General features: G+C 71.8%; 21 protein-coding genes. 14 read left to right on the plus strand and 7 right to left on the minus strand.

Annotated elements, in window-relative coordinates:
• Positions 1–17 precede the first annotated feature (17 nt).
• On the minus strand, positions 18–1,265 hold the full coding sequence (locus tag OG357_RS10640; RefSeq protein ID WP_329620928.1) for a polyamine ABC transporter substrate-binding protein: 1,248 nt from the start codon (positions 1,263–1,265) through the stop codon (positions 18–20).
• Positions 1,266–1,315: 50 nt separating this feature from the next.
• The gene (locus tag OG357_RS10645; protein ID WP_329620929.1) at positions 1,316–2,830 is read right to left on the minus strand and encodes a gamma-aminobutyraldehyde dehydrogenase; all 1,515 of its coding nucleotides are present in this window, start codon (positions 2,828–2,830) and stop codon (positions 1,316–1,318) included.
• A 175-nt stretch (positions 2,831–3,005) separates the two neighbouring features.
• Here OG357_RS10645 and OG357_RS10650 point away from each other — a divergent pair, with 175 nt between their 5' ends.
• Entirely contained in the window at positions 3,006–3,554 is a 549-nt protein-coding gene (locus tag OG357_RS10650; protein ID WP_329620930.1) for an NADAR family protein, read from the plus strand.
• 125 nt (positions 3,555–3,679) lie between these two features.
• Here the strand turns inward: OG357_RS10650 and OG357_RS10655 are convergent, their stop codons facing one another.
• On the minus strand, positions 3,680–4,366 hold the full coding sequence (locus OG357_RS10655; protein WP_329620931.1) for a DUF4190 domain-containing protein: 687 nt from the start codon (positions 4,364–4,366) through the stop codon (positions 3,680–3,682).
• 75 nt (positions 4,367–4,441) lie between these two features.
• On the opposite strand from OG357_RS10655, the gene OG357_RS10660 reads away from it, so the two are divergent.
• The 6 genes from OG357_RS10660 to OG357_RS10685 all read left to right on the plus strand — a co-directional run bounded on the left by OG357_RS10660 (position 4,442) and on the right by OG357_RS10685 (position 10,127).
• The gene (locus OG357_RS10660; RefSeq protein WP_329620932.1) at positions 4,442–5,473 is read left to right on the plus strand and encodes an adenosine deaminase; all 1,032 of its coding nucleotides are present in this window, start codon (positions 4,442–4,444) and stop codon (positions 5,471–5,473) included.
• 19 nt (positions 5,474–5,492) lie between these two features.
• Positions 5,493–6,182 (plus strand): glycerophosphodiester phosphodiesterase, encoded by a 690-nt coding sequence (locus OG357_RS10665; RefSeq protein WP_329620933.1) that lies wholly within the window; start codon positions 5,493–5,495, stop codon positions 6,180–6,182.
• A complete protein-coding gene (locus OG357_RS10670) occupies positions 6,179–6,958 on the plus strand; it encodes an SAM-dependent methyltransferase (RefSeq protein ID WP_329620934.1) in 780 nt (259 codons plus the stop codon). The genes OG357_RS10665 and OG357_RS10670 overlap by 4 nt, the downstream gene beginning before the upstream one ends.
• Positions 6,958–8,142, plus strand: coding sequence for a sensor histidine kinase (locus OG357_RS10675; protein ID WP_329620935.1), 1,185 nt, complete (start codon positions 6,958–6,960; stop codon positions 8,140–8,142). The genes OG357_RS10670 and OG357_RS10675 overlap by 1 nt, the downstream gene beginning before the upstream one ends.
• Positions 8,139–8,855: a response regulator transcription factor gene (locus OG357_RS10680; RefSeq protein WP_329620936.1), complete on the plus strand. Its 717-nt coding sequence runs from the start codon at positions 8,139–8,141 to the stop codon at positions 8,853–8,855. The genes OG357_RS10675 and OG357_RS10680 overlap by 4 nt, the downstream gene beginning before the upstream one ends.
• A gap of 96 nt (positions 8,856–8,951) precedes the next feature.
• Positions 8,952–10,127, plus strand: a complete 1,176-nt coding sequence (locus tag OG357_RS10685; RefSeq protein ID WP_329620937.1) for a serine hydrolase domain-containing protein — start codon at positions 8,952–8,954, stop codon at positions 10,125–10,127.
• Here the strand turns inward: OG357_RS10685 and OG357_RS10690 are convergent, their stop codons facing one another.
• A complete protein-coding gene (locus OG357_RS10690; RefSeq protein ID WP_329620938.1) occupies positions 10,128–10,778 on the minus strand; it encodes a nitroreductase family protein in 651 nt (216 codons plus the stop codon).
• Between the two features lie 73 nt (positions 10,779–10,851).
• Here OG357_RS10690 and OG357_RS10695 point away from each other — a divergent pair, with 73 nt between their 5' ends.
• On the plus strand, positions 10,852–11,529 hold the full coding sequence (locus OG357_RS10695; protein WP_329620939.1) for an IclR family transcriptional regulator: 678 nt from the start codon (positions 10,852–10,854) through the stop codon (positions 11,527–11,529).
• On the opposite strand, the gene OG357_RS10700 is transcribed toward OG357_RS10695, so the two are convergent.
• From OG357_RS10700 to OG357_RS10710, 3 genes are all read right to left on the minus strand, one after another.
• A complete protein-coding gene (locus OG357_RS10700) occupies positions 11,501–12,037 on the minus strand; it encodes a hypothetical protein (protein ID WP_329620940.1) in 537 nt (178 codons plus the stop codon). The genes OG357_RS10695 and OG357_RS10700 overlap by 29 nt on opposite strands.
• Positions 12,038–12,117: 80 nt before the next feature.
• Entirely contained in the window at positions 12,118–13,281 is a 1,164-nt protein-coding gene (locus OG357_RS10705) for a polyamine ABC transporter substrate-binding protein (RefSeq protein WP_329620941.1), read from the minus strand.
• Positions 13,282–13,426: 145 nt separating this feature from the next.
• Positions 13,427–14,863 (minus strand): gamma-aminobutyraldehyde dehydrogenase, encoded by a 1,437-nt coding sequence (locus tag OG357_RS10710; protein ID WP_329620942.1) that lies wholly within the window; start codon positions 14,861–14,863, stop codon positions 13,427–13,429.
• 190 nt (positions 14,864–15,053) lie between these two features.
• Between OG357_RS10710 and OG357_RS10715 the strand changes: the two genes are divergently transcribed.
• From OG357_RS10715 to OG357_RS10740, 6 genes are all read left to right on the plus strand, one after another.
• The gene (locus OG357_RS10715; protein ID WP_037641878.1) at positions 15,054–15,560 is read left to right on the plus strand and encodes an Lrp/AsnC family transcriptional regulator; all 507 of its coding nucleotides are present in this window, start codon (positions 15,054–15,056) and stop codon (positions 15,558–15,560) included.
• Positions 15,545–16,924 carry an aspartate aminotransferase family protein gene (locus tag OG357_RS10720; protein WP_024755662.1) on the plus strand — a complete coding sequence of 460 codons (1,380 nt, stop codon included), beginning with the start codon at positions 15,545–15,547 and terminating at the stop codon, positions 16,922–16,924. The genes OG357_RS10715 and OG357_RS10720 overlap by 16 nt, the downstream gene beginning before the upstream one ends.
• 261 nt (positions 16,925–17,185) lie before the next feature.
• Complete coding sequence (locus OG357_RS10725; protein ID WP_329620943.1) at positions 17,186–17,914, plus strand: ABC transporter ATP-binding protein; 729 nt, start codon at positions 17,186–17,188, stop codon at positions 17,912–17,914.
• Positions 17,896–19,047 (plus strand): hypothetical protein, encoded by a 1,152-nt coding sequence (locus tag OG357_RS10730; protein ID WP_329620944.1) that lies wholly within the window; start codon positions 17,896–17,898, stop codon positions 19,045–19,047. Before OG357_RS10725 ends, OG357_RS10730 begins: the two co-directional genes overlap by 19 nt.
• Before the next feature lie 48 nt (positions 19,048–19,095).
• Positions 19,096–20,235: an LOG family protein gene (locus OG357_RS10735; RefSeq protein ID WP_329620945.1), complete on the plus strand. Its 1,140-nt coding sequence runs from the start codon at positions 19,096–19,098 to the stop codon at positions 20,233–20,235.
• A 95-nt stretch (positions 20,236–20,330) separates the two neighbouring features.
• Positions 20,331–21,383 (plus strand): hypothetical protein, encoded by a 1,053-nt coding sequence (locus tag OG357_RS10740; RefSeq protein ID WP_329620946.1) that lies wholly within the window; start codon positions 20,331–20,333, stop codon positions 21,381–21,383.
• Positions 21,384–21,386: the final 3 nt, after the last annotated feature.

The following is a 21,386-nucleotide window of genomic DNA, read 5'->3' on the forward strand; positions in this document are numbered from 1 at the left end:
GGTGGACGACGTCGGGCTCAGGCGCCGATGAGCTTGGCGAACTTCTCCTCGTACGCCGTCTCCTCCGCGCTGGTGAGCGAACGGAAGGCGCGCGACTTCTTGGCCATGGCCTTGTCCGGGAGGATCAGCGTGTTGTTCGCGAGCTCGGGGTCGATCTTGGCGAGCTCGTCCTTGACCCCGTCGACGGGGCAGACGTAGTTGATGTACGCGGCGAGCTGCGCGGCGACGGGAAGCTCGTAGTAGTAGTCGATGAGCTTCTCGGCGTTGGTCTTGTGCGTGGCCTGGGCGGGGACCATCAGGTTGTCGCTGGAGGTGATGTATCCGGCGGACGGGATGGCGAACTTGATGTCCGGGTTGTCCGCCTGGAGCTGGATGACGTCACCGGCCCAGGCGAGGCAGGCCGCCAGGTCGCCCTTGTCCAGGTCGGAGGTGTAGTCGTTGCCGGTGAAGCGGCGGATCTGCTTCTTGTCGACGCCCTTCTGGAGCCGGCCTATCGCCTCGTCGTACTCGGCGTCGGTGAACTTCCCCGGGTCCTTGCCCATGTCGAGCAGGGTCATGCCGACGGTGTCGCGCATCTCGGTGAGGAAGCCGACCCGGCCCTTGAGGGAGGGGTCGTCCAGGAGCTGGGTGACCGAGTCGACCTTCTTGCCGCCGGTCGCCTTCGCGTTGTACGCGATGACGGTGGAGATGCCCGTCCACGGGTACGAGTAGGCGCGGCCCGGGTCCCAGTCGGGGCGCCGGAACTGGGCGGAGAGGTTCGCGTACGCGTTGGGCAGGTTCGCCGGGTCGAGCTTCTGCGCCCAGCCGAGCCGGATCATCCGGGCGGCGAGCCAGTCGGTGACGCAGATCAGGTCGCGGCCGGTGTTCTGACCGGCCGCGAGCTGCGGCTTGATCTTGCCGAAGAACTCGACGTTGTCGTTGATGTCCTCGGTGTACTTGACCTTGATCCCGGTGCGTTTCGCGAACGCCTCCAGCGTCGGACGGGACTTCTCGTCCTCGCTGATGTCCATGTACTCGGTCCAGTTGGAGAAGGCGAGGCTCTTCTCCTTGACCGAGACGTCGGTGGAGGCGGGGCCCTGTCCCTCCCGCTTGGCGGGCGGGATGCCACAGGCGCTCAGACCGGCGAGACCGCCGATCGTGAGCGCGCCGACGCCGCCCGCCCGCAGCATCGAACGACGGCTGAGGGCACCCCGGCCACTCGTCAGACTGCGCTGTACCGCCGCCAGCTGCGCGGCGGACAGGTGTTCGGGCTCGTACTGCTCCATGCGCTGTGCCCTTTCGGGAGGGTGTGGGCCGCTGGTCGGGCGGCGAAGTGCTATCGGTCCCCGAAGATCGTGCGGTGCCAGTCCTTCGCGGCCACCGCGGTGTTGTCGAACATCACGTGCTTGACCTGCGTGTACTCCTCGAAGGAGTACACCGACATGTCCTTTCCGTATCCCGAAGCCTTGGTGCCGCCGTGCGGCATCTCGCTGATGATCGGGATGTGGTCGTTGACCCAGACGCAACCCGCCCGGAGCTCCCGCGTGGCGCGGTTCGCCCGGAAGACGTCACGGCTCCAGGCGGAGGCGGCGAGGCCGTACGGGGTGTCGTTGGCGAGCCGGATACCCTCGTCGTCGCTGTCGAAGGGCAGGGCCACCAGGACCGGGCCGAAGATCTCCGACTGCACGACCTCGCTGTCCTGCGCGGCGCCGGTGATCAGAGTCGGACGATAGTACGCACCGTCCTTCAGGTCACCCCCCGGGATCTCGCCGCCCGCCACGACGGTGGCGTAGCCGCGGGCGCGCTCGACGAAGCCGGCGACGCTGTCGCGCTGGGCGTGGCTGACCAGCGGGCCGAGGTCGGTGGCGGCGTCGAAGGGGTCGCCGACGCGGACCGTCTCCATCAGCTCGGCGACGCGGGCGACGAAGGCGTCGAAGAGCGGGCGCTGGACGTAGGCGCGGGTGGCGGCGGTGCAGTCCTGGCCGGTGTTGATGAGGGAGGCGGCGACGGCCCCGTTCGCGGCGGCCTCCAGGTCGGCGTCGTCGAAGACGACGAAGGGGGCCTTGCCGCCCAGTTCGAGGTGGAGCCGCTTCACGGTCGCGGTGGCGACCTCGGCAACGCGCTTGCCGACCGGGGTGGAGCCGGTGAAGGAGGTCATGACGACGTCGGGGTGACCGACGAGGTGCTCGCCGACGACCCGCCCGGAGCCGCTGACGATGTTGATGACGCCGTCGGGGATACCGGCCTCGGTCGCCGCCTGCGCGAACATCAGCGAGGTCAGCGGGGTGATCTCGGCGGGCTTCAGGACGATCGTGTTGCCGGCGGCGATCGCCGGGAGGATCTTCCAGGCCGCCATCTGGAGCGGGTAGTTCCAGGGGGCGATGGAGCCGATGACGCCGATCGCCTCGCGCCGGATGTACGAGGTGTGGTCGCCGCTGTACTCGGCGGCCGCCTGGCCCTGGAGGTGGCGGGCGGCGCCCGCGAAGAAGGCGGTGTTGTCGATGGTGCCCGGTACGTCGAACTCGGTGGTGAGCCGGAGCGGCTTGCCCGCCTGGAGCGACTCGACCCGCGCGATGTCCTCGGCCCAGTCGGCGAGGACTCCGGCGAAGCGGTGGAGGGCGTCGGAGCGCTCGCCCGGGGTGGCGCCCGACCAGCCGGGGAAGGCGGCCTTCGCGGCGGCGACGGCCTCGTCCACGTCGGCGACGGAGGCGAGCCGGTAGGTGTAGATGCCCTCGCCGGTCGCGGGGTTGATGATCGTGTGTTCTCGATCGGAGGTTCCGGCCCGGAGCCGTCCGCCGATGTACTGTGCGCCGTCCGCGAAGCGGTCCGTCACCTGGAAGCGGTTGCCCATGACGCTCTCCGTTGTCCCAGCTCGAATTGAGTGCCGATCCTGACATGAGGATGCCACCCCAACAAGTGATTCCGTTGTTGCCTTTTGGTTACGCAACGGAATCGGTCGACCATGTGTCGAGGTGGCCGGAAAATCTCCGTACGGAGTGTCCGTGGCGGATGCCACACTCGCGTGCATGAACACGGTCGGCGAGCTGACGCAGCAGGTCAACGCGGGTGAGAGGGTCAAGTGGCTGCTCTTCTGGGGCCACCGCCCGCACCCCGACGGGCGGCTATCGGCGAGCTGCCTGAGCCAGTGGTGGCCCGCACCCTTCGTGGTCGACGGCGTGTCGTACGCGACCGCCGAGCACTGGATGATGGCGGCCAAGGCCCGCCTCTTCGGGGACGCGGAGGCCGAGCGCGCTGCCCTGGCCGCCCGGACCCCGGCGGAGGCGAAGAATGCCGGCCGGCTGGTGCGCGGCTTCGACGAGACGGTGTGGGAGCGGGAGCGCCTCGGGATCGTCGTCGAGGGCAGCGTCCACAAGTTCTCCTCGAACGCGGCCCTGCGCGCGTACCTCCTCGGCACGGGCACGCGTGTCCTCGTGGAGGCCAGCCCCGTGGACCGCGTCTGGGGGATCGGCCTCGCGGCCGACGACCCCCGCGCCCACGACCCGGCCCGCTGGCGCGGCCTGAACCTGCTGGGCTTCGCCCTGATGGAGGCCCGGGACCGGCTGCGCGACGGCTGAGCAGCGGCTGAGAAGTAGCGGCTGAGCAGCGGCTGAGCAGTAGCGGCTGAGCACGACGCAGGGCCCCGCACCTCGTGAGGTGCGGGGCCCTGCGTCGTCGGCAGCGCCGCGGTAGCGCGCGCCGCTCAGCGGGGAGCGCTGAGGAAGGTCCCGGTCGACGACCAGGGGTCGTCGCCGGAATCGCTCCACTCGTCCGCGTGCGTCGCGATGTAGATGATGAGCCCGATGCCCGCGAGGCCGAGGGCGATGCCGATGGAACCGAGCGCGATGCCCGCGACGGCCTGCCCCTTGTTGCCCGCCTCGCCCCGCAGGAACCGCTTGCGCGCCACGATGCCGAGGGGCAGCGCGACCCCGCCCAGGATCAGGCCGAGGATGCCGTACGAGCAGAACGCGAGCACGACGCCGCAGATGCCCAGCACCATCGAGGCGATGGCCATTCCGTTGTTCTGCGGCTGCTGCCAGCCGGGCTGGCCGTATCCCGGGTATGCGTACCCGGGAGCGGCCGGGGGCGTCGGCGCCGCCGGGTAGCCGTACGCGCCGCCGGAGGTGTTCGCCGCCGGGTAGCCGTACGCGCCGGCCGGCGGCGTGGCCGCCGGGTAGCCGTAGCCGGGCGCGGCCGCCGGGCCGCCCGGGGCGACCGGCGGCGGCGGGACGTCGCTCGCGGCCGGCATGGACGTGACCGTCATCTGGTCGTGTACGGGCGGGGTCGACGGCGTCACGGGCTTGCTCAGCTCCACACCGTCGCGGTTCGGCGGAGCCCACGGGTCCGCCGGGTCGTACCCGCCCTGCGGCTGGTCTCGGTTGTCAGACATGGGCCTCCCCCATCGTGGTCACGCCATGTTACGACCTCCCCCCTGAGGGGGAACCGCCCGGCCTACGATGACCCGATGAGCGATCTCCATCCCTTCATCGCGGGTCTGCCCAAGGCCGAGCTCCACGTCCACCATGTCGGCTCCGCCTCGCCCCGCATCGTCGCCGAGCTCGCGGCCCGGCACCCGGACTCCAAGGTCCCCACCGACCCCGAGGCCCTCACCGACTACTTCACGTTCACGGACTTCGCGCACTTCATCGACGTCTACCTGTCGGTCGTCGATCTGGTCCGCACCCCCGAGGACGTCCGGCTGCTGACGTTCGAGATCGCCCGGGACATGGCCCGGCAGAACATCCGGTACGCCGAGCTGACCATCACCCCGTACTCCTCCACCCGTCGTGGCATCGACGAGCGCGCCTTCATGGCGGCGATCGAGGACGCCCGCAAGTCGGCCGAGGCCGAGTTCGGCACGATCCTGCGCTGGTGCTTCGACATCCCCGGCGAGGCCGGCCTCGCCTCCGCCGAGGAGACCGCGCGGCTCGCCACGACCGACGGGATCCGCCCCGAGGGCCTGGTCTCCTTCGGTCTCGGCGGCCCGGAGGTGGGTGTTCCGCGCCCGCAGTTCAAGCCGTACTTCGACCTGGCGCGCGCCGCCGGTCTGCACTCCGTCCCGCACGCGGGCGAGACGACCGGCCCGCAGACGATCTGGGACGCGATCAACGACCTGGGCGCCGAGCGCATCGGCCACGGCACCAGCTCGGTCCAGGACCCGGCGCTCCTCGCCCACCTGGCCGAGCACCGCATCGCCCTGGAGGTCTGCCCGACCTCCAACATCGCCACGCGGGCCGTCGCCACGCTCGACGAGCACCCGATCCGGCAGATGGTGGACGCCGGGGTCCTCGTCACGGTCAACAGCGACGACCCGCCGATGTTCGGCACGGACCTCAACACCGAGTACGCGGTCGCCGCCCGGCTCCTCGGCCTCGACGAGCGCGGTGTCGCCGCCCTCGCGAAGAACGCGGTGGAGGCCTCCTTCCTCGACGCGGCCGGCAAGGCGCGGATCGCCGCCGAGATCGACACGTACACGGACGGCTGGCTGGCTCGCTGACGACGGTGAGAATGGGGCCATGCGCCCTGTCACTGCCGTAGCTCACCGCGGCGACCCGTACCGCGTCCGCGAGAACACGCTCCCCTCGATCGCCTCGGCGATCGAGCGGGGGGCTGACGCCATCGAGGTCGACGTCCGGCTCACCAAGGACGGCGTGCCCGTCCTCCTCCACGACGACACCCTCAAGCGGCTCTGGGGCCACGACCGGCCGCTGTCCCGGCTCTCGTACGAGCAGCTGCGCGAGCTGACGTACGACGACGTGCCGACCCTGCGCGAGGCGCTGATCACCGCGGGGACGCACCGTCTGATGCTGGACCTGCCCGGCGGGAACGAGGACTCGGTCCGCACGATCGTCGGTACGGTGCGGGAGTGCGGCGCCGGGGAGCGCGTGTACTACTGCGCGGGGGGCGTGGCCATGCTCCAGGTGCGGGCGGCCGACCCGTCCGCCGAGATCGCCCTGACCTGGACCTCGCTCGCCCCGCCCCGGCGGGTGCTGCTCGACGCGGTGCGGCCGAAATGGCTCAACTACCGCTTCGGCCTGGTGAGTCGGGAGCTGACCGAGCGGGTGCACCGGGACGGTCTGCTCGTTTCGGCCTGGACGGCGGACACCACCCGCACGATGCGTAAGCTGATCTTCAACGGGGTCGACTCGATCACCACGAACCGGGTCGACGCACTCGCCGCCGCTCTGCGAAAGGCTCGCGCATGAACGACCGGATCCGCACCGACATCGCCCACAACGCCCGGGTGTGGAACTACTGGCTGGGCGGCAAGGACAACTACCCGGTGGACCGCGCGGTCGGCGACCAGGTCACCGCCTTCTACCCGAGCATCGGCGAAGTCGCCCGCGCGGACCGGGCGTTCCTCGGCCGGGCGGTGACCCATCTGGCCGCCGACGCGGGCGTGCGCCAGTTCCTGGACATCGGTACGGGCCTGCCGACCGCCGACAACACCCACGAGGTGGCGCAGCGGGTGGCCGCCGACGCGCGGATCGTCTACGTCGACAACGACCCGATCGTCCTCACCCACGCCCGCGCGCTCCTGACGAGCGCGCCGGAGGGGGTCACCGAGTACGTGGACGCGGACGCTCAGGACCCGGAGAAGATCCTGGCGGCCGCCGGCACGACGCTCGACCTGTCCCGTCCGGTCGCGGTGCTGATGCTCGGCATCCTCAACTTCGTCCTGGACACCGGCGAGGCCCGGTCGATCGTGAAGACCCTGATGGACGCCGTCCCCTCCGGCAGTTATCTGGTCCTGACCCACCCGACGCTGGAGCCGGAGCTCGGCGGCGAGGGCAACAAGGCCGCCATGGCGTTCTGGAACGAGAACGCGACCCCGCCGATCACCGCCCGCAGCCGGGCCGAGTTCGCCTCCTTCCTCGACGGGCTCGACCTGCTGGAGCCGGGCATCGTGTCCTGCGCGCGCTGGCGCTCCGAAGGGGCGGCCGAGGTCGCGCAGTTCGGCGCGGTGGGCCGCAAGCCGTAATGACCGCACGGGGAGACACGTCCGGGGACATACCGGGGGCGATACGCGGCGGGTGGCAGCGGGCGCGGAGCTGGGGCGCGGCGAACCCGTGGGGCGTGGACATCGGGATCGCGCTCCTCGTGCAGGCGGCGATGACGATGCCGTTCGTGGTACCGCGCCCGCCCGAGCTGGAGCCGGCGAGCTGGCCCGCGTACGGGCTGACGACCCTCATGGTGCTGCCGCTGGTCTGGCGGCGGCGCGCGCCGCTCGCCGTCCTGCTCGCGGTCCTGGTGGCGAGCGCGCTGTACCGGCTGGCCGTGGAGGGGCCGGGGCAGCCGCTGCCGTACACCGGGCTCGTCGTCGTCTACACGATCGCCGCGCTCTCCCCGTCGTGGAAGCGGCTGACGACGGCGGCGCTGCTGGTGGTCGCGGTGCCGGTCTCGGTCTGGCTCAACACCCGGTCGATGCGTGAACTCACCTTCTCCCTCTTCGTGTTCGGTGCCGCGTACGTCTTCGGGCGGCTCCAGGACGCGCGGCAGCGCGAGCACCGTGTCGAGGCCGAGCGGGCCGCCGCCCGTGAGCGGGCCCGGATCGCACGGGAGATGCACGACATCCTGTCGCACGCGGTGAGCCTGATGGTCGTACAGGCGGAGGCGGGACCGGTGGCGGTACGGGCGGCCCCGGAGCGCGCCGAGGCCGCCTTCGAGGCGATCTCGGCGACCGGCCGCGACGCGATGGCCCAACTGCGGCAGATGCTGGGGGTGCTGCGCGAGGGTTCCGAGGGCGGGACCGCCCCGCGCGAGCCGCAGCCCGACCTCGGAGGCATCGCCGAGCTGGTGGAACGGGTCCGGGTCGGTGGCCTGACCGTCACCTACGCGACGGAGGGCGGAGTCCGCTCCCTCCCCCCGGCGACCGGCGCGAGCGCCTACCGGATCGTCCAGGAGGCCCTGACGAACGTGGTCAAGCACGCGCGCGCCCGCACGGCCGAGGTCCGGCTGACGCATGAGGAGGGGGTGTTGCGTGTGACGGTGACGGACGATGGGCGCGGCCCGCAGGCGGGATCCGGCGGCCACGGCCTGGTCGGCATCCGGGAGCGGGCAGCCGCACACGGCGGCACGGCGGCGATGGGCCCGGGCCCCGGCGGCCGGGGCTTCGAGGTGCGGGTGCAGCTCCCCGTACCCTCCACCACGGGGGTGAGGACATGACGATCCGCGTGGTGGTCGCCGACGACCAGGAGCTGGTCCGCAGCGGCTTCGCGATGATCCTGGACGCGCAGCCGGACATCGAGGTGGTGGCGGAGGCCGGCGACGGCGCGGAGGCGGTGGACGCGGTGCGCCGCCTCAGCCCCGACGTGGCGCTGCTCGACATCCGGATGCCCCGGACGGACGGCATCGAGGCCTGCCGGACGATCAGCGCGGAGTCGGACTGCCGGACGGTGATCCTGACGACCTTCGACACCGACGCGTACGTGTACGAGGCGCTGCACGCGGGGGCGAGCGGTTTCCTCCTCAAGGACGTGCGCAGGGACGACCTGGTGCACGCGGTCCGGGTGGTGGCGGCGGGCGACTCGCTGCTTGCGCCGTCCGTGGCGCGACGCCTCGTGGAGGAGTACACCGCGGGCGGACCGCGCCGGACCGCCGCCGGCCCTGACCCCCGGCTCGATGTGCTGACGGGCCGCGAGCGGGAGACGCTGCTGCTGCTCGCGCGCGGCCTGTCGAACGCGGAGATCGCGGCGGAGCTGGTGGTCAGCGACCACACGGTGAAGACCCATGTGGGGAACGTGCTGGCCAAGCTGGGGCTGCGGGACCGGATCCAGGCGGTGATCTGCGCGTACGAGACGGGCCTGGTCGCGGCGGGTTCTCCCCCGCCCGGGGGAGGTACGGGCCCCGGCCCCTCCCCCGTGTCGGCGAGGAACTGACCCCCGCAAGACCGCCGGTGCGGGCGATCCGCGGATCTCGGCTGGTCAGCAGGATGGAGCCATTGAGAACAACGGCTCACACCACGGGAGTTGACCATGAAGAAGTCCACCCGCACCCTGCTCGCCGCCGCCCTGGTCCTGGGGGTGGCCGCGGGACCGGCGATCGTCCCGGCCGCGGCCGCCGCCCCGGCCGCCGCCGCACCTCAGAGTTCGGCCCCCTCCCTGGAGGCGGCGATGTCGGCCGCGATCGCCGGTCTGCCCCGGGCCGACGCCACGGCCGCGCTGGTCAGGGTCGGCGGCACGGAGGGTTCCTGGCAGGGCAGTTCGGGCGTCCACGACCTGGAGAGCGGCGCCCCGGCCGACCCGGCCGCCCGCTTCCGGGCCGGTTCGGTGACGAAGGTCTTCACGGCGGCGACCGTCCTCCAGCTCGCCGCCGAGGGCCGGATCGACCTGGACCGGCCGGCCCGCTCGTACCTGCCCGACCTGATCCCCGGCCGGTACGCCAGGGTGACCGTCCGCCAGCTCCTGAACCACACGCACGGCATCCCGGCCCCCGACTTCGCGGGCACGACCGTGGAGGAGTGGTACGCGAACCGCTTCCAGGTCCACACCCCCGAGGCGATGGTCCGTTCGGCGACGGCGAAGCCGCGCGAGTTCCGGCCGGGCACGAAGCAGCACTACCTCAACATCGGGTACACCATCGCCGGTCTGATCGTGGAGCGGGTCACGGGCGACACGTACGAGCGGCAGGTGGAGCGGCGGATCCTGCGCCCGCTCGGCCTCCGTGACACGTACTTCCCCGGCAAGGACCCCCGGATCGCCGGTCCGTACAACCACGGCTACCAGACGATGCGGCTCGACGACGGGACGACCGGGCTGCGGGACGTCTCCGTGTGGGGGACGACGGACGGCTGGGCGGCCGGCGACCTCGTGTCGACCACCGCCGACCTGGAGCGGTTCACGCGGGCACTGTTCGCGGGCCGGGTGGTGCGCGGGCCGCTCCTGGAGGAGATGTTCACCCTGCCGAAGGTCCCTGACCTGCAGTCGGGCGACCCGGCCGCGTACGCCGCCGGTCTGGCGATGAAGCGGCTCGGCGGGCGCGAGGTGTGGGGCAAGACGGGCGGCCGCTGGGGCTACAACGCGGCCATCGCGTCGACCCGCGGCGGCGGCCGCACGCTCGTCTACAGCGTCAACGCCACGATCGCCAAGGGCCAGGACATGAACCGGACGGCGCTGACCGTCATGGTGGCGGCGTACGGGATGCCCGGCTGATCACCACGCGTCCCAGTGGAGCACCTGCTCGCGCGGGATGCGCCGGGCCGGCCGGAAGTCGGTCCCGATCGTGTACGCGACGGGGATGAAGGCGGCCTGCATCACCTGCTCGTACGGGATGCCGAGGAAGCGCGCGAACTCCCGCTCCATCGGCAGGTTCCCCGTCGTCCACACCGTGCCGAGCCCCCGCTCGCGGGCGGCGAGCATGAAGCTCCAGGCGGCGGGCAGGATCGACCCCCAGGTGCCGGCCTGATGGGTGACGGAGGCGCCCTCGGTCCGCCCTTCGACGCAGGGGATGACGTACGCGGGGACCTCGTGCAGGTGCCGGTGCAGGTGCCCGACGCCGGAGTAGACGCGGTCCATCACCCCGGGCGCGACCTCGGCCCGGCGCACGTCCCGGTCGGGCAGCGGCTGGTGGGCGCCGGGCGCGGCGAGGGAGGCGCGCCACAGATCGGCGAGGACGGCCCGCCGCTCCGGGTCGGTGACGATGACGAAGTGCCAGCGCTGCCGGTTGCGGCCGGTGGGCGCCTGGACGGCGAGGTCCACGCACTCCTCCAGGAGCGCGCGGGGCACGGGCCGGGTGAGGTCGAGGCGGTGCCGGACGGCCCGGGTGGTGGAGAGCAGGGTGTCGGAAGCGAGACCGAGGTTCATGCGTTGAGCCTCGTACGGGCCGGGCGGGGCGGGAAGTCCGGGCTTCCACTGAGTGAAAGGCACGGTCGGCGACATGGGCGAGAGCGTGGCGGGGCGGCTCTTCTCGGTACTGGACGCCTTCGACGCCCCACGGGGCGGACCGGCGGCGCTGCGGCTCACCGACATCGCGGCGCGGACGGGACTCCCGGCGCCGACGGCCCTGCGCATGGTGCGGGAACTGGTCGCCTGGGGCGGTCTGGAGCGGGGCGCGGACGGCACGTACCGGCTGGGGCTGCGGCTGCGGGCGCTCGGCGCGGCGGCGCCCTGCCCGCGTGGCCTCCTCGACGCGGCGCTGCCCGCGCTGCGGGCGCTCGGCGCCAGGACGGGCGGCCACGCGGACGTGGCGGTCCTGTCCGGCCCCGCCGACGGGGGCGTGCTGTGCCTGGTGAGCGGGGAGCGGCTGCCGGGCCATGCGACGGCGTACGGCAAGGTCCTGCTCACCGCTCCCCCGGCGGAACTCCCCCGCCTCACCCGCCACACGGTGGTCTCGCCGGGGCCGCTGGCCGCCCAACTGGCCCGGATCCGCGCGGAGGGCCTCGCGGTCTGCGCCGAGGAGCACCGGCTGGGCGAGATCACGGTGGCGGCCCCGGTGCGGGGCCCGGCCGGGCCGGTCGCCGCCCTCGGCGTGACCGTCACCGCCGGCGTACCCCTGGAGCGCGTGACGGCGGCGGTCCGGGAGGCCGCTAGGCGGGTACGGCCGCCGGCGCCGTGACCGTCGCGGCCTCCAGGCGCTTGATCATCCGGCGCACGACGAGCAGCGGCAGGATCCCGATGACGCCGAAGGACATGTCGATGACCGACCACCAGAAGGGAATGCCCCTGATGGGCCCGCAGATCAGGGCGAGCGGGACGATGCCGGCGCAGGCGATCATCCCGAACTCGACGACCCAGATGTTGCGGACGGGGTCGCGGTACACGCCGTAGAAGGCGACCGCGATGACGAGGTGCGCGAAGGCCAGCCAGTCGGTCCCGTAGAGGAGGTACGGCGCCTGCTCGTCGGCGAGGGTGAGCCCGCCCCGCACCCGGGCGATCCACTCGGCGAGCCCGGGGAAGAGCTCGGCCACGGGAGCGGCCCAGGACTCCAACGCCTCGTCGAGGAAACGGACTTCGGTGACGAGCGGGAAGGCGGTGACCCCGCTCAGGACCAGGCAGATCACGAAGAGGACCAGCCAGTAACGGATGCGCGTGAGAAGGGCTCTCGGCCCGTTCGAGTCGCTCATGACGGCAGCGTACGCCCCTCATGAACGTGTTCAAAAACGGGGGTCGGCTCTCCTCGCGGCCGCTTGCTCACAGCCGTTGCTCACAGCCCCACGATCGCGTTCCACTTCTTCGCGAACTCCTGCCGCTCGTCGGCGCGGATGTCGCGGGCGATGGCGAGACGGCTCCGCATGTCGGCGTCCGGGAAGATCAGCGGATCCTCGGCGAGGGCGACCAGTTCCTCGTCGCCGGAGTCCGCGAGGACGCTCTGCGCGGCCGGCACGGGGCAGACGTAGTTGACCCAGGCGGCCAGTTCGGCGGCGACCTCGGGCTCGTAGTAGTAGTCGATCAGCTTCTCGGCGTTGGTCTTGTGCTGGGCGCGGTTGGGGATCATGAGGGACTCGGCCCACAGTTCGCCGCCCTCCTCGGGGACGACGAACTCGATGTCGGGGTTGTCGGCCTGGAGCTGGATGACGTCGCCGGAGTACGCCTGACAGGCGAGCACGTCGCCGGTGGACAGGTCCTTGATGTAGTCGTTTCCGGTGAAGCGGCGGATGTGCTTCTTCCGGACGAGCCCCTCGATCTGCTCGCACAGGGCGAGGAAGTCGTCGCGCGTCCACCGGGTCACGTCGACGCCGTTGCCCTGGAGGAGCAGGGACATGGACTCGTCGAGCCCGGAGAGCAGGGTGACCTTGCCGCGCAGGTCGTCGGCCCACAGCTCCTTCGTGGAGCGGAGTTCGCGGCCGAGCTTCTTCCGGTTGTACGCGATGCCGGTGATCCCGGACTGCCAGGGCACGCTGTGGAGTCGGCCCGCGTCGAACGCGGGCGCACGCAGCTGCGGGTTGAGGTGCTTCGCGACGTGGGGCTGGGCCGCGCGGTCCATCTCCTGGACCCAGCCGAGGCGGACGAAGCGGGCGGCCATCCAGTCGCTGACGACGATCAGGTCGCGGCCGGTCTCCTGATGGTTCATCAGGGACGGGCCGATCTTGCCGAAGAACTCGTCGTTGTCGTTGATCTCCTCCGTGTAGCGGACGGAGATCCCGGTGCGCTCGCGGAAGGCGTTCAGGGTCGGGCGCTTCGACGTGTCGTCGTCATCGGTGTCGATGTAGAGCGGCCAGTTGGCGAAGTCGAGCGTCCGGTCGCGCGCGGACAGATCGCGGCCGGCCCGGTCGCGCTCGTCGACGTAGGCGGCGGGCACCCCGCACCCGGCGAGCGCCGCGGCCGCCCCGACACCGCCGATCCCGCGCAGCAGGGACCGGCGGGACATCGTGTTCCTGGCTATCGCTCTCACCGCCCCAGCATCCCCACCGGCGGCCACCTGCGGCAATGGACGCTCCGTCGAGCGACAGAGCACGGCCCCGACACCCTGTCGACCAGGATGCCGGGGCCGCGTGTGACGCGCCGGGGTGCGATCAGCCCAGGGAGGTCATCACGTGCTTGATGCGCGTGTAGTCCTCGAAGCCGTACGCGGAGAGGTCCTTGCCGTAGCCGGACTTCTTGTAGCCGCCGTGGGGCATCTCGGCGACGAGCGGGATGTGGGTGTTGATCCACACACAGCCGAAGTCGAGGGCCTTGGACATGCGCATCGCGCGCGCGTGGTCCTTGGTCCAGACGGAGGAGGCCAGGGCGTACTCGACGTCGTTGGCGTACGCGAGGGCCTGGGCCTCGTCCGTGAAGGACTGCACGGTGATGACCGGGCCGAAGACCTCGTTCTGGACGATCTCGTCGTCCTGCTTGAGGCCGGAGACGACGGTCGGGGCGTAGAAGTAGCCCTTGTCGCCGACGCGGTGACCGCCGGCCTCGACCTTGGCGTGGGCCGGGAGGCGCTCGATGAAGCCGGTGACCTGCTTCAGCTGGTTGGCGTTGTTGAGCGGGCCGTAGAGCACGTCCTCGTCGTCCGGCTGGCCGGTCTTCGTCTCGGCGGCGGCCTTGGCGAGGGCGGCGACGAACTCGTCGTGGATGGACTCGTGGACGAGGACGCGGGTGGCGGCCGTACAGTCCTGGCCGGCGTTGAAGAAGCCCGCGACCGCGATGTCCCCGACGGCCGACTCGATGTCGGTGTCCTCGAAGACGACGACCGGGGCCTTGCCGCCCAGCTCCAGGTGGACGCGCTTGACGTCCTTGGCCGCCGACTCGGCGACCTGCATGCCGGCGCGGACCGAGCCGGTGATGGAGGCCATCGCCGGGGTCGGGTGCTCGACCATGGCCTTGCCCGTCTCGCGGTCACCGCAGATGACGTTGAAGACGCCCTTGGGGACGATCTGCCCGATGATCTCGGCCATCAGGACGGTCGACGCGGGGGTCGTGTCCGAGGGCTTGAGGACGACGGTGTTTCCCGCCGCGAGGGCCGGGGCGAACTTCCACACGGCCATCATCATCGGGTAGTTCCACGGCGCGACCTGAGCGCAGACGCCCACGGGCTCGCGGCGGACGATCGAGGTCATGCCCTCCATGTACTCGCCGGCCGAACGGCCCTCGAGCATGCGGGCGGCACCGGCGAAGAAGCGGATCTGGTCCACCATCGGCGGTACCTCCTCGCTCCCGACAAGGGCGGTCGGCTTGCCGGTGTTCAGCACCTCGGCGGCGATGAGGTCCTCGGCGCGCTCCTCGAAGGCGTCGGCGATCTTGAGGAGCACCTTCTGGCGCTCGGCCGGGATGCTGTCGCGCCACGCGGGGAAGGCCGCCGCGGCGGCCTCCATCGCGGCGTCGACGTCGGCCTGGCCGGAGAGCGGGGAGGTGGCGTACACCTCGCCGGTGGCCGGGTTGACCACCTCGATGGTGCGGCCGTCGGCCGCGTCCCGGAACTCCCCGTTGATGTAGTTACGCAGCCGGCGCAGCTCGGTGGTCACTTGCCACCCCTCCTGTCAGGTTCTGACATCGCACGTCCTCGTGCGGCGTCCCGATGGGTGAGACACCTCAGCCTAGTCGCTCGACTGACGCTTTCAACAGCCCCGACCCCCTGCAACTTCGGATTCAGTCAGATCCAGAGCTCCTCACAACGAATTTCATCACTTCGGGCTTGCATGACTGCCCATCTCGGTGCACAGTGAAGCCGTGGCCAGTCGAAGCACAGACTCCAGAACCGGAACCGGTTCGTCCCCGACGATCGATGCCGTCTCCCTGGCAATCATCGAACAGCTCCAGCAGGACGGTCGCCGTCCCTACGCGGCGATAGGCAAGGCCGTCGGCCTCTCCGAAGCCGCGGTGCGCCAACGCGTACAGAAGCTGCTCGACCAGGGCGTCATGCAGATCGTCGCCGTCACCGACCCGCTCACCGTGGGATTCCGGCGCCAGGCGATGGTCGGCATCAACGTCGAGGGTGACCTCGATCCGGTTGCGGAGGCGCTGACGGCCATGGCCGAATGCGAGTACGTGGTGATGACCGCGGGCTCGTTCGACCTGATGGTGGAAGTCGTCTGCGAGGACGACGACCACCTGCTGGATGTGATCAACAAGCGCATCCGCACCCTCCCCGGCGTGCGCTCCACCGAGAGCTTCGTCTACCTCAAACTCAAGAAGCAGACCTATATGTGGGGAACTCGATAATCGTGACCCAGGACCTGTCCAAGACCGCGTACGACCACCTGTGGATGCACTTCACCCGCATGTCGTCGTACGAGAACTCGCCCGTTCCCACCATCGTGCGTGGTGAGGGCACCTACATCTTCGACGACAAGGGCAAGCGCTACCTCGACGGTCTCGCGGGTCTGTTCGTCGTCAACGCCGGACACGGCCGCGAGGAACTGGCCGAGGTCGCGTACAAGCAGGCCAAGGAACTCGCGTTCTTCCCCGTGTGGTCGTACGCCCACCCCAAGGCCGTCGAGCTCGCCGAGCGTCTCGCGGACTACGCCCCGGGCGACCTGAACAAGGTGTTCTTCACCACCGGTGGCGGCGAGGCCGTCGAGACCGCGTGGAAGCTCGCCAAGCAGTACTTCAAGCTGCAGGGCAAGCACACCAAGTACAAGGTCATCTCGCGTGCGGTCGCCTACCACGGCACCCCGCAGGGCGCCCTGTCCATCACGGGTCTGCCGGCCCTGAAGGCCCCCTTCGAGCCGCTGGTCCCCGGCGCGCACAAGGTGCCGAACACCAACATCTACCGCGCCCCGATCCACGGCGACGACCCGGAGGCCTTCGGCCGCTGGGCCGCCGACCAGATCGAGCAGGAGATCCTCTTCGAGGGCGCCGACACCGTCGCGGCCGTCTTCCTGGAGCCCGTGCAGAACGCCGGTGGCTGCTTCCCGCCGCCGCCCGGCTACTTCCAGCGCGTCCGCGAGATCTGCGACCAGTACGACGTGCTGCTCGTCTCCGACGAGACGATCTGCGCCTTCGGCCGCCTCGGCACGATGTTCGCCTGTGACAAGTTCGGCTACGTGCCGGACATGATCACCTGCGCCAAGGGCATGACCTCGGGCTACTCCCCGATCGGCGCCTGCATCGTCTCGGACCGCATCGCGGAGCCGTTCTACAAGGGCGACAACACCTTCCTCCACGGCTACACCTTCGGTGGCCACCCGGTGTCGTCGGCGGTCGCGATCGCCAACCTCGACATCTTCGACAAGGAAGGCCTGAACCAGCACGTCCTCGACCAGGAGGGCAACTTCTTCAACACCCTGAAGAAGCTGCACGACCTCCCGATCGTCGGCGACGTCCGCGGCAACGGCTTCTTCTACGGCATCGAGCTCGTCAAGGACAAGGTCACCAAGGAGTCCTTCACGGACGAGGAGACGGAGCGCGTGCTCTACGGCTTCCTCTCCAAGGCGCTCTTCGAGAACGGCCTGTATTGCCGGGCCGACGACCGTGGCGACCCGGTCATCCAGCTGGCCCCGCCGCTCATCGCCGACCAGGGCACCTTCGACGAGATCGAAGGCATCCTGCGCTCGGTGCTGACGGAGGCGTGGACCAAGCTCTGATCCTCACCTCGCCGCAGGGCGCAGCCCCGCGAGGCACAGGACCTCACGCCGCCCTCACGGCGTGACAACGGCCCGGGCATGCCGCCATCCGAGTGGATGGTGACATGCCCGGGCCGCGTGCTGTCCGTACAAACCGATCTGAATCCTTACGGTGCATCCCTGGCCGCTCCCTGATTCCTCCCGGCGCCAGTGACCGAAAGGCCCGTCTCTTCGTTCCCCCGGACGGGGGAACACAGATCGGACGACATCGAGGTGTACGCGATGGCCCCACCGGACAACGACGTGCTCTGGGCGCGTTCCCTGCACTGCGCCCTGGGCGGTTCGGACGCCCTCAGCGGCGTCTCCCTCGGCGTCCGCGAAGGCGAGATCCTCGCCCTCGTCGGCCCCCGGGGCAGCGGCAAGACGACCCTCATGCGCTGCCTTTCAGGGCAGCTCGTCGCCCAGCAGGGCGAGGTCTGGTTCAACAGCAGCCCCGTCCACACCCTCGGCCAGGCCCAGCGCGAACGGCTCCGCCGCGACCGCTTCGGCTGGATCGACCCCGAGCCGGGCCTCGTCCCCGAGCTCACCGGCTGGGAGAACGTCGCCCTCCCCCTGCTGCTCCGCGGCGCCTCCCACCGGGCCGCGAAGACCGCCGCCGTCGAATGGCTGGAGCGCCTCGACATCGGCGTCTGCGCCCGCAAGCGCCCGCACGCGCTCACCCACTCCCAGCGCCAGCGGATCGCGATCGCCCGCGCCCTCGTCACCACCCCGTCGGTGCTCTTCGCCGACGAACCCACCGCCGCGCTGCACCGGGCCGACGGGGCGCAGGTCCTGCGCACCCTGACCGCCGCGGCCCGCTCGCACGGCATCACGGTGCTCCTCGCCACCCACGACAGCGAGGTGGCGGCGCTCGCCGACCGTACGGTCGCCCTCCTCGACGGACGCCGGGTCGGCACCGTCCCGCCGGCGTCAGGGGCGGAGGGCGTCACCGCGTGCTCGCTCTCCGTCTAGCCCGTGGGACCCATCCCCTCGTCCTGACGCGGCGGCTCCTCGTCGCCGCCGCGGCCGCGGGGGTGGGCTTCCTGCTGCTCTGCACCCTCGGATACGCCGTCGGGCACCCGGCCCAGTCGTCGGCCTCCGTGCTGCGCCTGTTGTGGTGCGCCCTGCCGCTCGCCGCCACGGTCCAGTTCGCCGTGGCCGTGGCCCGCACCGACCCCAGCACCCGGCCGCGCCCCGGACTCTCGGCCGTCGGGCTCGGCCCCGTCCGGCTCACCGCCGTCGCGGCCGCGTCGACGGCCGTCGCCTGCACGCTCGGCTCGATGGTCGCGCTCCTGTTCTACCTGCACCTGCGCGGCGACATCACGGGGCTGCCCTTCGACGGGGCGGCGGCCGAGCTGCTCGCCGCCGACCAGCCGATGCCGCTCGCCGCCGCCCTCACCCTGCTCGCGATCCTGCCGGTCGTCGCCGCCACGGCGGCGGGCCTCGCGCTGCGCCCGCGCTCCGCTCCCGCCGAGCCGGAGGGCTTCGAGAAGCCGGTGCCGTCCGGCCTGCCGTGGGGCGTCGCCCTGGTCGCGGTCGGCCTCGCCATCGAGACGTACGCGGGCCGCAGCGGCGCCGGGGACGACCTCCCCCTGCCGGGCCGGTTCGACGGCAGCCCGGCGGGCGTCCTCGCCGGCTGGGTGCTCACCGCCTTCGGCCTCGCGCTCGCGGGCCCCGGACTCACGTACGGCTGCGGCCGGCTCCTCCAGGCCGTCCGGCCGGGCGCCACCCGGCTGCTCGCCGGCCGTGTCCTCATGGACGAGTCCCGCCGTATCGGCCGCCCGCTCGGGGTGGTCTCCGCGGTGCTCTCCGGGACGCTCGCGGCGGCCGCGCTGTACGCGTCGGGCACGGGCCCCACCGCCTTCGGGCCGCTCACCGGTCTCGGCGCGGCCCTGGTCATGGCCTGCACCACGGCGACGCTCCTCACGGCGGCCCTCGAGTCCAAGCAGTGCCGCGCCCACACCGCCGAGGCGCTCCTCCGCCTCGGCGCCCCGCCGACGGTGCTGCGCACGGCGGCCCTCATGCGAGCGGGCGCCCTCGTCGCCGTCTTCCTGCCGCTCACCTGGATCGTGGCGGAGCTGGCAGCCCTCCCCCTGACGGCCTGACGGGCGGCCCGTCAGGCCCGATCGGCAGGCGCCCCCTATCGTGGGCCCATGGCGACGCCTCCTCCTGCCCACCGGCCGCCCGGTCCGCGCGGGCACGGACGCGAGATCCACACGCTCGGCGAGTTCGACGCAGCGCTCACCCGGCCCGGCGCACTCGCCGGGCTCCGCGTGCAGTCCGTCGACCTGACCGACCGGACGTTCGCCCTGCTCACCGCCTCCGCCGTCGGCGCCGTCTTCCTCGGCTGCCCCATGGAGCCGGAGGCCGCCGCCAAGGTGCGTGCCGACGGGGCGCTCGTCTTCCCGCCCGTCCCCGACCTGCCGTTCGACCCGTACCGCTCGGGGCTCTACACCGCGGAGGAGCTCTACGTCGGCATCACCACCGCCGGATACGAGTCGACGCCCGACGCCCTCGCGTACGCGTGGTTCGAACGGACCAGGGCCGACGGCGACATCTTCTCCTCGATGCTCCGCTCGGTCCACGACGACGCCGTCTCCGACGCCCTCGACGAACTCCTCGAAGGGACGCGCGTCGTCGGCGTGATGGGCGGGCACGCGATGGGCCGGGGCACCGAGGCGTACGCGGGCGCCGCCCGGCTCGGCAGGTCGCTGGCCCGCTCCGGCCTCACCGTCGCGACCGGCGGCGGACCGGGCGCGATGGAGGCGGCGAACCTCGGCGCGTACCTGGCCCCGTTCCCCGACGGGACGCTCCCGGAGGCCCTCGCCGTCCTGTCCGCCGCCCCGTCCTTCACCCCCTCGGTGACGGAGTGGGCCCGCGCCGCGTTCGAGGTACGGGCCCGGTGGCCGCGGGGCGGCGACTCGGTCGGCATCCCCACCTGGTTCTACGGCCACGAGCCGCCGAACCCGTTCGCCGGGCACATCGCCAAGTACTTCGCCAACGCCCTCCGAGAGGACGGCCTGCTCGCCCGCTCCACGGCGGGCGTCGTCTTCCTGCCGGGCGCGGCGGGCACGGTCCAGGAGATCTTCGCGAACGCCACCCCGAACTACTACGGCTCCCTGGGCGCGCCCACGCCGATGGTCCTGGTCGACCGCGCCCACTGGACCGGACACCTCCCTGCCTGGCCCCTCCTGGAAGCCCTGGCCGCCGGCCGCCCGATGGCCTCCCGCATCGCCCTGGTGGACTCGACCGACGACGCCCCGGCGGCACTGGAACGGCTCCGGAAGGCGTAGCGAGCGGGACGGGGCCGGTCCGGGCGGAAATCCGTTGGCCGCCGGTACCCCGCGCAGAGAGAATCCGCAGGGTACGGCGGCCGGGGGGAGAGTACGTGGACGTGTTCGTGTGCAGGGGGTGCGGCACCGCGCTGACCGCACCCTTGTCCCCCGTCGCGCTCCCCGCCCACGCCCATCAATCGGTCGGACACGTGATGCTCCCGCCACTGATGGAGCCCGGGACGTACGCCGTCGATCCGGCGCCTTCCGGGGCTCCGTGGCGCTGGGAGGGGATCGGGGAGGCCGAGGCCGAGGCCCAGGGCGTCTTCGCTCCGATGGGCTCGGTCTCCTTCGGAGCCCGGGGCCGGACCGTCGTCGCACCGGGCGACACACGTGGCACCGTCCTGATTCCCGAGAAGTGCGACGGCGACTGCTTCGGCCCGGACGGCCGGGACGGCCCCAATCTCGCGTGCGAGCGGTGCGGCCTCCCGGTCGCGACCCGCATCGACGACTGCTCTCAATGGCAGGCGGTGTGGCTCGAACCGGACGCCGTGCGCCCTGAGCCCGCCGGAGAGCCGGCTCCCCCGCCGCTCGGCTGGGAGAGCATGACGCGGAACTCGTACAGCACACCTCCCTTCGCACCGGAGGACACCTGGCACTACCGGTGGCAGGCGGCGGCCGGATCGGCACTCGCCCATCTCCTGGTGGCCTCCGACGGCCGGCCGCTGACGCTCCCCGACGGCCCCGTCATGGATCTGCTCGGCCGCGCGGTCGCCAGGCTGCTGCCCCCGGGGCCCGCCGCGAAGTCCGTGGCCCTGGCGGGTCCCGGCCTGCGTGCCTCCGACGCTGCCGTAGCAGTGCCCGACATCGCCCTCGTACCCCGGCATCCGCGCACGGGCGAGCCCTGGAAGCCGCCGTCCGACGCCACGGTGGCCGTGCCGCTGGCCACCGAGGTCTGGGCACACCTCGCCCTCCCCCGCGAGACGTCACCGCGTCCGATGTCAGGCAGGCTCCCGGACGGTGTCCTCCGCGACGACTACCCGCTGCCCGACCGTCCGTGGAGACTGTTCGAGCCGGACCAGAAGGTGTTCCGCCGCACGCTGGCGCGGCTGCCCGCCGTCCGGCAGCCCTGGCTGCGCGCGCTCTACGACGGGCGCACCACGCCCTGACAC

Source organism: Streptomyces sp. NBC_01255 (genome assembly GCF_036226445.1).
GTDB lineage: Bacteria > Actinomycetota > Actinomycetes > Streptomycetales > Streptomycetaceae > Streptomyces.

Excerpts from the sequence above, each read along its gene's own strand:
- OG357_RS10660 (WP_329620932.1), top strand. The coding sequence starts at position 4,442 with ATGAGCGATCTCCATCCCTTCATCGCGGGTCTGCCCAAGGCCGAGCTC.
- OG357_RS10655 (WP_329620931.1), bottom strand. The coding sequence starts at position 4,366 with ATGTCTGACAACCGAGACCAGCCGCAGGGCGGGTACGACCCGGCGGAC.
- OG357_RS10695 (WP_329620939.1), top strand. The coding sequence starts at position 10,852 with ATGGGCGAGAGCGTGGCGGGGCGGCTCTTCTCGGTACTGGACGCCTTC.
- OG357_RS10645 (WP_329620929.1), bottom strand. The coding sequence starts at position 2,830 with ATGGGCAACCGCTTCCAGGTGACGGACCGCTTCGCGGACGGCGCACAG.
- OG357_RS10680 (WP_329620936.1), top strand. The coding sequence starts at position 8,139 with ATGACGATCCGCGTGGTGGTCGCCGACGACCAGGAGCTGGTCCGCAGC.
- OG357_RS10725 (WP_329620943.1), top strand. The coding sequence starts at position 17,186 with ATGGCCCCACCGGACAACGACGTGCTCTGGGCGCGTTCCCTGCACTGC.
- OG357_RS10650 (WP_329620930.1), top strand. The coding sequence starts at position 3,006 with ATGAACACGGTCGGCGAGCTGACGCAGCAGGTCAACGCGGGTGAGAGG.
- OG357_RS10690 (WP_329620938.1), bottom strand. The coding sequence starts at position 10,778 with ATGAACCTCGGTCTCGCTTCCGACACCCTGCTCTCCACCACCCGGGCC.
- OG357_RS10705 (WP_329620941.1), bottom strand. The coding sequence starts at position 13,281 with ATGTCCCGCCGGTCCCTGCTGCGCGGGATCGGCGGTGTCGGGGCGGCC.
- OG357_RS10670 (WP_329620934.1), top strand. The coding sequence starts at position 6,179 with ATGAACGACCGGATCCGCACCGACATCGCCCACAACGCCCGGGTGTGG.
- OG357_RS10675 (WP_329620935.1), top strand. The coding sequence starts at position 6,958 with ATGACCGCACGGGGAGACACGTCCGGGGACATACCGGGGGCGATACGC.
- OG357_RS10700 (WP_329620940.1), bottom strand. The coding sequence starts at position 12,037 with ATGAGCGACTCGAACGGGCCGAGAGCCCTTCTCACGCGCATCCGTTAC.
- OG357_RS10685 (WP_329620937.1), top strand. The coding sequence starts at position 8,952 with ATGAAGAAGTCCACCCGCACCCTGCTCGCCGCCGCCCTGGTCCTGGGG.
- OG357_RS10735 (WP_329620945.1), top strand. The coding sequence starts at position 19,096 with ATGGCGACGCCTCCTCCTGCCCACCGGCCGCCCGGTCCGCGCGGGCAC.
- OG357_RS10665 (WP_329620933.1), top strand. The coding sequence starts at position 5,493 with ATGCGCCCTGTCACTGCCGTAGCTCACCGCGGCGACCCGTACCGCGTC.
- OG357_RS10640 (WP_329620928.1), bottom strand. The coding sequence starts at position 1,265 with ATGGAGCAGTACGAGCCCGAACACCTGTCCGCCGCGCAGCTGGCGGCG.